Origin of the sequence: Thalassolituus sp. UBA6592, from assembly GCF_002433655.1 — a bacterium.
Taxonomy (GTDB): Bacteria; Pseudomonadota; Gammaproteobacteria; order Pseudomonadales; family Oceanobacteraceae; genus Venatoribacter.
The window spans coordinates 9,257-19,096 of record NZ_DJIO01000144.1; the positions used below are offsets into that span (position 1 = coordinate 9,257).

Consider the following 9,840-nt stretch of genomic DNA (forward strand, 5'->3'; position numbering starts at 1 on the left):
CACGTTCAACTACCCGACCATGGCAGAAGCCTATCGTGTTGCTGCGCTGAACGGACTGAACCGTCTGTAATCGACAGTAGCGTTCAATTAAAATGTTCTAAAAATGTTCGAAAAAGGCCGCTTATGCGGCCTTTTTACTTTGCGGCTGTCGGTGAATATTCAGCACAGCATCAGACTGATGACATCAGAACGAACAATCGAGAATTTTCTGAATTTTGGTGTGCAGTTCTGCCAGCTCATCTTCCGCTGTTGAGTCGATCACGATCCCGCCTCCGGCCCAGCAACTGGCGCCATCGTCGCGGGCATCAATGCTGCGGATCAGAATGTTGAAATCCGCCTGTCCGTTATCAGCGAATACGCCCATGCTGCCACAGTAAGCACCGCGCGACTGGGGTTCCAGTTCTTCGATGATTTCCATCGCCCGTTTCTTCGGTGCGCCGGTAATAGAGCCGCCCGGCAGTGCTGCGCAGATAACATCAACCGGATGGCAGTCATCTTTCAGCTCTGCGCGGATGGTGCTGACCATATGGTGCACATTCTCGTGGGTTTCGATGTCGAACAGCTTGTCGACCTGTACGCTGAACGGCTTGGCCAGAATGCTCAGATCGTTACGCAGCAGATCGACAATCATCAGGTTTTCAGCTTGATTCTTTTTGCTCGCGGCAAGCCATTGGCGCAGGGATTCATCCTCGTCGGGCGTGCTGCCACGACGGCTGGTGCCTTTAATCGGCTGAGTCACCATCTGCTGGCCATCAAAGCAGATAAAGCGCTCAGGACTGGCTGAGAAAATACTTCTGTCCCGCATATTGAGATAGCCGCCAAACGACGGATTCATTTGCTGCAGCAGAGGGAAGGGCGAGCGCTTTCTCAGGTTTTCACTGGTATTGAAGGGCATAGTGAGATTTACCTGGTAAGCATCACCACTGCGCAGGTAATCGTGCACCCGATGAATGCAGCTGAAATAAAATTCGTCGTCCCATTGGCGCTGCCAGTCAACCTTGCGTGGGCTTTCTGCCTCTGCAGTCTGATGTTCTTCTGATTGCTGATAAAACCGGGCCAGCCAGTCCTGCTGATCCTGTTTGCTCATGCTTTCGGCGAAGCGCACCGTGGCTTCATCCGTTTGCGGATTAAGCTGAATTACTGCCGGATAGTAAGCGAATTCGGCCAGCGCAGAATGATACGAAAGACCCTGTAACGCACAGCCAGCTTCATAGCTGAAATAACCTGCCCAGCCGGAGCAGATATCTTTCCGGCTACCGCTCTGGCTTTGTGTCTTTTGTATCTGCTGCTTCAGCGTCTGGTGAAGATTACTGAGTTCTTCTGTTGTCTTTGCCGCGATCTGCCGGGTGGGCAGTGTAAACAGCCAGGCTTCGCCCGCGGCACCTGTATCCGCTGTGTTGTCGGCCTCTGAAGATCTCAGCCAGCGCCCGTCGGCACTGAACAACAACACAGAGTCAGGGTAGGCGTGGCCTGTTCTAATAATCTTCCGGGCACTCGTATTGAGTCTTTTGTGCGTCATAACAGGCCAGAAACGGTACTCTGCAGGAGAAGGTAGGTAGTTGATTTTACAGGGAAACCCATGGTTATGGGTAATTGCCGCAAATTTTAGGCAATTGGGTGTCGTAATCAAGTGTAAGCAATTGTAAAAAAGGGGTAGACAACACTAAAGTCCCATAATAGATTGAGCCCGACCTGAGGCTTTAGTGCCAATGATAATAACAATAACAAGACGGTTTCTGATGTATCCCGCTCTTAACGAAATTCACACCATTCGTGCTCAATGATGGTCCGTGAATGGGCAAATGGAAGCCCTAAAACCAAGAAAAATAATCAGGAGTGTGCACATGAAATTCCTTAAGAAAGCTACCCTCGCCACAGCCATCGCAGCAGCACCATTTGCCGCGAATGCTGATCTGGTTGCTCTGGATGATGCGGTAATGGGTAACACCACCGGTCAGGCAGGTGTGACCATCGAGATTGATATTGCCGGTGATGGCATTTCTATCGGTGAAGTTGAATACATCGATGAAGGTTCTCTGGCAATTGAAAATATCCAGATCAACAATGCAGATATCACCCAAACCATCGACGTTGATGCTGATGGCAATCTGGTGATGGGTGTTTCGGCTATTACAGACCTGCAGCTGTCTATCGGTAATACGGATAACCCGACTGACGCGACGGTTGCTTCTGCCAGTGGTGTAATGCTGCGCCAGGCCGGAACTCCTGCCAACAATGCAGAGCTGGTGAATAATCTCTCTATGCAGCTGGATATGGGTGCTTCGACCACCACTATCTACAACATGAGCGCATATGACAAAGTTAATGATCCTGATGGTCTTGCCGCAACCTTTGATAACGGGGTGGATCCGGTGAGTAATGCGCTGACATCCGGTGTGGTGATCGCTGCTAACGCCAGTATTGATCTGAATAATATGGATGTTGGTTTGTTCGGTTACACGGATGAGCAGGCTGAGGCTCGTGCTGACTCCGTTGCTATGGGTGGTAATGGCAATGGTTCCCTTGATGCAGGAGAGGAGGGTGTGTACAACTCCCTGCGTAATGGCTCAGCTATTCAGATTACTGGTGTGCAGTTCTATGACACTGATGGTTCTGGCAACCGTATTAACGCAACCATTGATCAGAAAATCTGGGCGAATGGTGGTTCTGTAGCTCAGGGTGGTGGTGTTTATATCGCGATGGGTGAATTGAGTGGTACGCTGGAGGTGGGTGGTATTGCCATTGCGCAGCAATCCATTGGTACTGTAAAGATCTCTGATATCAATCTCTCTGGTATGACCCAGCGTATCTACGGTCACTGATCGGGCGCTGAAAAAGACCCGCTTCGGCGGGTTTTTTTATGCCGTGAATTTGCTGTTTTTGTCAGAAAACACCCGGTAAAAGGCCTGATTATCTATTGGTTGGAAAGGCCCTTTTCTGTACTATTGTACACCTCGCGAATATAACAATAATAAATCCGGAGGGGCCGCAGGCCATCATTCGTGTTCATCATTCTGTTGGGATCCATCATAGGTTTTGCAATGGTGCATGAGTTTGCCATTGTGAATGATCGTCCGCAGGGGGATACCGTTTACCGGGTCGCTGTTAATGAAGATTTTCAGCACGATGAAGTGGTAAATGTTGAACCTCTGGTACGCCAGAAATTCCGTAACGTCGTCCGCCAGGCGTATGACTATTCCTGTGGTTCAGCCGCACTCACTACCTTGCTCGACTTTTATCTCGGACGTAACTTCCAGGAGCGTCAGGTGATGGAAGGTTTGCTGAGGTTCGGCGAAACAGAGCGGATTATCGAACGCCGCGGCTTTTCGCTGCTGGATATGAAACGTCTGGTGACTGCGCTGGGCCATCCGTCCGGCGGTTTTAAAGCGGAAGCCAAAGACTTGCTGGAGCTGGATCACCCCGCGATTGTGCCTATTGAATATGCAGGATTTAAGCATTTTGTGGTGCTGCGCAGCGTTTATGAAGGGCGGGTCTATCTGGCCGATCCTGCTCTCGGCAATATTAGTTTCACCCTGAACCGGTTCCTGGAAGTCTGGGATAACAATGTGTTGTTTATCGTCTTCCCTAACGGACATAAGCCTGCTTCCGGACTTGAGCTGCGCGAAGAGGATATGCGTTATGTTGCAGATTATGTGATTGCAGAAAATGCATATCGTGAATTCCCTCTGATGGCAATGCGCTACAGCGACAGCATTACCAACAAATTAGGTGAGCTGTATAACAATGCTTATTCCTCTTACCAGCAGAAAACAGATGAACAAGGTGAAGCAGTCGTTGATGAAGAAAGCGGTAATCCGGTTTATGAGATTGTCGTCGAGGATTCATCCGACGGCCGTAAACGTGATGAATTTAATGTCCGCGTGACGGACGACCCCAATGAAAGCATTCATAAAGAACTGCGCTTCAGAAGAAAATAATAATACGGGATCAAAGGGATATTATGGGTAACCGGTTAATTTTGGCCGCCTCGCTGGCGTTGCTGACATTCTCAAACAATCTGTTGGCTGAGCAGGATGCTGATCTTTCCAGAGCGCGGGAGGCGCTGTCCAAACAGGAAAACGATGCCGATACAGAAAAGGCGCTGGAAGAAGTATTTGAGGCGGCAGAGAAAAACTATTCCCTGTTGCGTGAAGGCGGCGTATCGCTGAATTATAACTTTGATTACAGTTACTACGGCGATCAGCGTCTGGATCTGGTGATTGAACCAACGCTGGATTCTGAAGGCCAGCCAACAGGGTCATCTACGATACGTAATGCGGATGTCAGTCCGGTTGCCAGTCATACTTTTACCAATTCCTTCGCACTGGATTATGGTCTGTTCGACAATCTGACGATTGGTGGGCGCCTGCCGCTGGTCGCAAAATTCGATACCGAAGATTCTCTGACTGCTTATTCTCTGGGTGATATCAGCTCAACGGTTCGCTATCAGCCGTTCGAATACATACCGGGTAAGCTCAGCCAGACATGGTTTGGCAGTCTTAAACTGAAAACCGGTGACAGTCCGTATGAGATCGATACGGACGAAAGTCTGTCGACAGGCTCTGGTTACTACACGGTATCCGGTGGCGTCAGTGCATCAAAAGTACTGGATCCTGTCGTTCTTTTTGGTTCCGCCAGTTATGGCTATAACCTGCCGGAAAAAGGGCTCAATCAGGTTCGCGGCTCGTCTTTGCTGACAGAAGTTCATCCTGGCAGCAGTATTTCTTTCTCTATGGGCTTTGCTTATTCCCTGTCTTACGACGTATCGCTCAGTGCGTCTTTTCAGGGGTCTTTTAATGACGAGACGACATTTGTATTCCGTTCCGGTGGAGAGCGTCAGACATCGACTGTCGGCAGTCAGATGTCAGGCATCATGAACTTTGCGCTTGGTGTCAGGGTGTCACCAAAAACCATTGCTAACGTTAACGTCGGGTTTGGTATGACAGAACTTTCCCCGGATATCATTCTGGGGCTCTCGTTACCAATCGATATAGAAGGTGTTAAGGCTCCGGCAGGAAGCTGAGCTTTGCCATGACATGGATCGTAATAACAATAATTAAGCAGTGGCACATGTTAATGAGATTTCTCACCGGTTTATTTTTGCTGATGCCTGTCTTTGCCTATGGGCAGCTGTCGCAGAACCTGTTTATTGATACCAAGGCAATGTCGCTCGGGAATGCGGTAACGGCTGACCCGGTCGGCATTATGGATATTCATTTTAATCCGGCAGGTCTGACGAAGCTGGATGACCGGCAGATTCAGATACAGCTTATGAATATCGTGCTGAAATCGGAGGCTGATTTCAGCTTGCCTGAGGATTACGACTCATCCCAGGCTGGATTGCTGGACATCGCAGATGATCCGATCCTCGATCAGAATGGCAATGCGAAAAGCGAAGCGACAGCCGCAGCGTATATTCCTGGCTATGGCATTATGCCAATGACATTGCCGTTGCTGACGCTGCCCAATGGCGGTATTTCCATCAAACCTCCAGGTTCAAAATTCACCTTTGCTAATGCGGTATATGCACCAATGGCCGCGGGCTTTGCCAAAGAGGATGATGACGCCGGGCGGTTTCAGGCGAAGCAGGTAGCGCTGCAGCGCTTTACCTATTTCTCACCTTCTTTTGGTTATCAGGTAAATGATCAACTTTCTCTGGGGGCGGGTTTTCTGTTCTCCCATCAGGCGGTTGCAGTGGTTCAGGATATTCGTGCGCCCAATGTGCTGATATCGGTTCTGGAAGAATTGCAGGATGCATTTGCCTGTTTTGATGATAATGGTAATTCCACAGGCAATGACCCGCTGGCGCCGATTATCAGCCTGTGCGGCGGTAATGTCGGACCCTATGACGATGTGGGCGAGCTGACGATTAAAACCGAAGAGACGCTCTCTCCGTCTTTTAACCTTGGCCTGTTATGGGAGCCGGTTGACTGGTTTGCTTTTGGTATGGGGTATCAGAGTGAAGCAAAATCCCGACTCAAGGGAACCTATGAACTGAATTACTCCGACGACTTTGCTGACTTCTTCCGCACATTTAACAACTCAATCGTCGGTGCTATTGGCGGTGCTATCTTTTCACTGCCAACCGGGCTTAAAAAAGAAGCAGGGAATGTCACCACAGAATTAATATATCCGCAGCATTTTCAGACAGGGATTAAATTACGTTTCCTGGATGACTTTCAATTTAACGCCGATGCCGGCTGGACGGACTTTGATAAGTGGGATGAGCTGAAATTCCGGTTTGACCGTCAGGTCAGTTTTCTTGGGGCAGCCAAAACACTTGCTCCGGATCTGGTGACTAACGATACGCTGCGCCAGCCGCTGGGTTACAAAAGTGTGTGGAGTTTTGGCTTTGGTTTTCAGTATGACCTGAATTCCCGTGTTCAGCTGCGTCTTGGCTACGAACCGCGTAAATCGTCAATCCCGGATGAAGCCCGCAGCATTCAGGCACCGTTAGGATTCGCCCGCATGTACAGCCTGGGTATGGGGTATCAGTGGGACCTGGATACTGTGGTTGATCTGTCGCTGAGTTTTATGCAATCTCAGGAAACGATTCTGGCCGATCCGCAGGATGCTGAAGCGAGTGGCGAATATGAAAATTCCAGTAATGCACTTAACCGAAACTGTCTTACATGTACTGTAACCAATCCGTATCCCGGGCTGGACGTAGAAACCCGGCTGACCATTGGCGCCGCAGGTTTCTCCTTCCGTACCAAGTTCTGACCATTATCTTTATCTGTTCTGGTGTGGCGCCGGCGACAGCAGCAGAGGATGGATATTTTACCTGGATGGATGCTGAAGGGCGTATTCACAACTCTCCGCGCCCAGCTGTTAAGGTGAAAGAGGGTGGCGGGCAAGAGGATGAGGGGCAAGCGGGTGACGGGCAAAAGATTCGGGCAGCAGGCGCAGATTCTGAAAATAATGGGCAGAACACGAATACGAACACGAAAAAAGCCTCGATAGATAGGCCAAAAGATACAGCTTCAGATGCAGCCTCAAACACCCCAGTAGATGTACGAACAGATTCAAATGCAAAAGTCCCGGCGGCTGAAGAGTATCTCAGTGAAGCGGAACTCGAAGCGGCGTTAGAGCAGGAACGGCAGGAGCATCCGCCATTTTTTATCTGGACTGACACCGATGGCCGGGTGCGCAGCGAGTTTATTCCTCAGGGAGCTGTGGCAGGTGGTCAGGAGAATAATGCTGACAGTGAAACAGTGTTCTACGATCACATTCTGATTCCACCGCAGCGGGTTGCATCCGCAGTCCGGCAATCCGGGTGTTGCGCAGCTTTTCGCCAGCAGGCGAAACCTTTGCGGGCAGCGGGTAGTTCGACGATTTTTCGTCATATCCAGCAGAACAGTCCTTTTCCGGCCAGGAGTGGCTTGTCGCCAGCCTGGTATTTTTATAATGCGGAAAACACGGATGCCTTCACGCTGACATTGCGCATCCGAAGTACTGATGTGGACGCCGCGCTGATCGCGGTGGATGATGACTTTGTGCCGCTGCATTACCTTGAGAGGATGCAGGAGCAGACTATTCCGGCTAACTGGCATCGCCAGGCATATCGTGAATCCGTGATCCGTATTGAGGACCCGGATGTTCGTGGATACATACTGTTCTTCCGCGGTGCGGTACCGGAAGATTCCTCCCTTGAGGTAGAATGGTTCTGATTTCAGTAGGAACCATTCATGGATAAGCATCCCCTAAATTTAACCACCGCTTCAGCCATTCAGCATGCGCTGGTTATTCAGAAACCCAGATTACGGACAGACGGCGAATTACGTCGGCTGGTGTTATTGCATGGCGCTGGCGTGGCGGGTGAAGTTACCTGGATGTATCTGGTGAATTATCTGGAAGAGTGGGATGAAATTCTGATTCCGGATTTCGCTGGTATGGGCAAAAGCCGCTTTCTTGATAACGGCGAACCGGTTGTGAATGACTATGCCCGACAGATTCAGGAACTGCTGATCCGCATTAACTGGAGTAGGGTGGATATTGCCGGGTATTCCTTCGGTGGTATGGTGACCCATGCTCTGGCTGAGACTGGCCAGCCGGTTAATAACGTTTATCTGCTGGAACCTGCCATGTTGTTTTCCGGCGATAAAACTGAGCTTAATGCCAAAGCCGGAACCTATGCTGATATTTCTGCGGCGATTTTATCCGGTAATGCGGATGACAACACGTTTCTGAAATTTCTCGATTCCGTTTCACCGGCACGACCGGCCAACAGTGCGGTGGATCAGATGACGATCAATCGTCTTAAAGAAAACCGTGATGGCTTTGCTTTGTCTTTAAATGCGGTGAGCGTTGAAATAATGCAGCGTGCGGATTATTTCCTGAGCTGGCAGGCGCCATGGTCCGGTGTGAGTTTTGTCGGTGGTTTAACGCCGGCCTATATGCATGAGCGCCATCAGCAGCTGGCAGAGACAAGTTCAGACTGGCGTTATGAGTCGGTAGCGGGTGCAGATCACAGTCTGGTGTTTACCAAGCCGCGCACCATTGCCCGTGCCATGAATGCTCACCGGGCAACACGCGGTTCCTGACGATGTTTACAGCAACAGCGCCTGCGCTCAGTTGCGCAGGCGGCGTTCCAGTTGCGTTTCCACCATAATGCGCGTGGAAATTTCCTCAATCGATTTATCCGTGGTGCTGATGAAGGGAATGTTTTCCCGTTGATACAGCATCTCGACTTCATCAATTTCGTGATAACACTGTTTCAGTGAGGCGTAGCGGCTGTTGGCACGGCGTTCATTACGGATGGCTGCCAGGCGATCCGGGTCGATGGTCAGACCAAATAATTTGTGACGGTATTTTTCCAGACTGACCGGAATTTTCAGGTCATCCATATCCTCTTCGGTCAGCGGATAATTTGCTGCCTTGATGCCGAACTGCATGGCCAGGTAGAGACAGGTAGGCGTTTTGCCGGAGCGCGAAACACCGACCAGAATAATGTCTGCTTCTGCATACTGGCGGGTGCGGGCACCGTCATCGTTATCCAGTGCAAAATTCACCGCATCAATACGGGCGATATAGCTGGAACTGGTGGCCGAGGAGTGCGAGGTGCCGACACTGTAGGAGGATTCTACCTGCAGCTCAGCTTCCAGTGGCGCCAGGAATGCTCCGAAAATATCAATCTTCAAAGCATTGGCTGAATCAATAATCCGGCGGATATCACCATTTACAATGGTGTCGAACACGATCGCGGGCTTGCCGCTTTTTTCAGCAGCAGCATTGATGCGATCGGCTGCGTTATGGGCTTTTTCGACTGAGTCGATATACGGCAGGGTGACCCGCTCGAATTCGATAGCCTTGAATTGAGACAGCAGGCTGTTGCCCAGCGTTTCTGCGGTGATCCCGGTACCGTCCGAGATAAAGAAGGCGGTTCTCTTCATGTGGAAATTTGTTTCCCGTGGACTTAGTATTACGCAGCCAATGACCGCTTAGGCGAGTTTATTTGATTCTGGCAGGTGTGCATAGTTACAGGAGAAGCACGTTGACTGATTACGTACTGTGGTTTGATCAGGTATCCATGGGTGATGTGGAAAGGGTCGGGGGCAAAAATGCGTCCCTCGGTGAAATGATCAGCAACCTCTCAGAGGCCGGTGTTTCGGTTCCCGGAGGCTTTGCAACCACGGCGGATGCATACCGCGAATTCCTCGCGTTTGAAGGGCTGGATCAGCGTATCCAGAAAGCCCTCGACGCTCTTGATGTAAACGATATCCGCTCATTGAGCGATACCGGCGCACAGATCCGTAGCTGGATTCTGGATGCGCCGCTGCCGCCGCAGCTGGAAAAAGACGTACGTGAAGCCTTCAGCAAACTGCAGGAAGGTAATGCCAA

General features: G+C 50.4%; 9 protein-coding genes. 7 read left to right on the forward strand and 2 right to left on the reverse strand.

All coding sequences use genetic code 11. The features are described 5' to 3' along the window. Positions 1–184 precede the first annotated feature (184 nt). Positions 185–1,519: an aminodeoxychorismate synthase component I gene (pabB, locus tag B2Z72_RS14205; protein ID WP_297005127.1), complete on the reverse strand. Its 1,335-nt coding sequence runs from the start codon at positions 1,517–1,519 to the stop codon at positions 185–187. A gap of 325 nt (positions 1,520–1,844) precedes the next feature. On the opposite strand from pabB, the gene B2Z72_RS14210 reads away from it, so the two are divergent. The 6 genes from B2Z72_RS14210 to B2Z72_RS14235 all read left to right on the forward strand — a co-directional run bounded on the left by B2Z72_RS14210 (position 1,845) and on the right by B2Z72_RS14235 (position 8,543). Further along, on the forward strand, positions 1,845–2,822 hold the full coding sequence (locus B2Z72_RS14210; RefSeq protein WP_297005129.1) for a DUF6160 family protein: 978 nt from the start codon (positions 1,845–1,847) through the stop codon (positions 2,820–2,822). Positions 2,823–3,002: 180 nt separating this feature from the next. Then, entirely contained in the window at positions 3,003–3,938 is a 936-nt protein-coding gene (locus B2Z72_RS14215; protein WP_296981547.1) for a C39 family peptidase, read from the forward strand. 23 nt (positions 3,939–3,961) lie between these two features. Beyond that, on the forward strand, positions 3,962–5,023 hold the full coding sequence (locus B2Z72_RS14220) for a transporter (RefSeq protein ID WP_296981546.1): 1,062 nt from the start codon (positions 3,962–3,964) through the stop codon (positions 5,021–5,023). 47 nt (positions 5,024–5,070) lie between these two features. Continuing rightward, positions 5,071–6,723, forward strand: coding sequence for an OmpP1/FadL family transporter (locus B2Z72_RS14225; RefSeq protein ID WP_297005133.1), 1,653 nt, complete (start codon positions 5,071–5,073; stop codon positions 6,721–6,723). A 65-nt stretch (positions 6,724–6,788) separates the two neighbouring features. Continuing rightward, the gene (locus B2Z72_RS14230; RefSeq protein ID WP_296981544.1) at positions 6,789–7,670 is read left to right on the forward strand and encodes a hypothetical protein; all 882 of its coding nucleotides are present in this window, start codon (positions 6,789–6,791) and stop codon (positions 7,668–7,670) included. Positions 7,671–7,688: 18 nt separating this feature from the next. After that, a complete protein-coding gene (locus tag B2Z72_RS14235) occupies positions 7,689–8,543 on the forward strand; it encodes an alpha/beta hydrolase (RefSeq protein WP_296981543.1) in 855 nt (284 codons plus the stop codon). A 27-nt stretch (positions 8,544–8,570) separates the two neighbouring features. Here the strand turns inward: B2Z72_RS14235 and ppsR are convergent, their stop codons facing one another. Beyond that, complete coding sequence (gene ppsR / locus B2Z72_RS14240; RefSeq protein WP_296981542.1) at positions 8,571–9,392, reverse strand: posphoenolpyruvate synthetase regulatory kinase/phosphorylase PpsR; 822 nt, start codon at positions 9,390–9,392, stop codon at positions 8,571–8,573. Positions 9,393–9,493: 101 nt separating this feature from the next. Between ppsR and B2Z72_RS14245 the strand changes: the two genes are divergently transcribed. Continuing rightward, on the forward strand, positions 9,494–9,840 hold a 347-nt coding region (locus B2Z72_RS14245), incomplete at its 3' end, for a PEP/pyruvate-binding domain-containing protein (RefSeq protein ID WP_297005136.1).

Bases quoted from the DNA above. Each gene is read 5' to 3' on its own strand.
- B2Z72_RS14225 (WP_297005133.1), top strand. From the start codon at position 5,071: ATGTTAATGAGATTTCTCACCGGTTTATTTTTGCTGATGCCTGTCTTT.
- B2Z72_RS14220 (WP_296981546.1), top strand. From the start codon at position 3,962: ATGGGTAACCGGTTAATTTTGGCCGCCTCGCTGGCGTTGCTGACATTC.
- pabB (WP_297005127.1), bottom strand. From the start codon at position 1,519: ATGACGCACAAAAGACTCAATACGAGTGCCCGGAAGATTATTAGAACA.
- B2Z72_RS14235 (WP_296981543.1), top strand. From the start codon at position 7,689: ATGGATAAGCATCCCCTAAATTTAACCACCGCTTCAGCCATTCAGCAT.
- B2Z72_RS14210 (WP_297005129.1), top strand. From the start codon at position 1,845: ATGAAATTCCTTAAGAAAGCTACCCTCGCCACAGCCATCGCAGCAGCA.
- ppsR (WP_296981542.1), bottom strand. From the start codon at position 9,392: ATGAAGAGAACCGCCTTCTTTATCTCGGACGGTACCGGGATCACCGCA.
- B2Z72_RS14230 (WP_296981544.1), top strand. From the start codon at position 6,789: ATGGATGCTGAAGGGCGTATTCACAACTCTCCGCGCCCAGCTGTTAAG.